At 43.6% G+C, this 417-nt stretch carries 1 protein-coding gene; it reads right to left on the bottom strand.

Features of this window, described 5'->3' with window-relative positions; genetic code table 11:
* Nucleotides 1-415, bottom strand: a 415-nt coding sequence (locus tag QWI17_RS08325; RefSeq protein ID WP_302722061.1) for a ferrochelatase, incomplete at its 3' end; no start/stop codon positions are given.
* Between the last annotated feature and the right edge of the window lie 2 nt (nt 416-417).

Below are 417 nucleotides of genomic sequence, written 5' to 3'. Positions count from 1 at the left end.
TAGAAGGAACCCAGCGGTAGCCTTGTAGTTCTTTCGCGATGGCATCAAAAGTAGAGCCTGTCGTAGCCGCACAGTATTGCGGATACAACGGCAGTACTGTTATATCACGCACATTTATATCAACGAGTAACTTTAGTGCACTTTTAATCGATGGATTCCCATAGCGCATACCTATGACTACCGGCAGCTCTGCTTCACCATAGTCGTCATCTAACTGTTGCTGTAGAGCTAATCCCTGACGCTTAGTAATCGCTAATAAGGGAGAGCCTTCTTTTGTCCATACAGATGCATATAATTTAGCTGAACTTTTAGATCTGAAGGGCAAGATAAATAGGTGCAAAATCATAAGCCAGAGAAACCGGGGTATCTCAACGACTCGATGATCGCTTAGAAATTCTTTCAGATAGCGCCTCAATG

This window comes from Gilvimarinus gilvus, from assembly GCF_030518155.1.
Lineage (GTDB): Bacteria > Pseudomonadota > Gammaproteobacteria > Pseudomonadales > Cellvibrionaceae > Gilvimarinus > Gilvimarinus gilvus.
The sequence above is the reverse complement of the archived record's forward strand: the minus strand, read 5'-3'. Positions and strand labels throughout refer to the sequence as shown.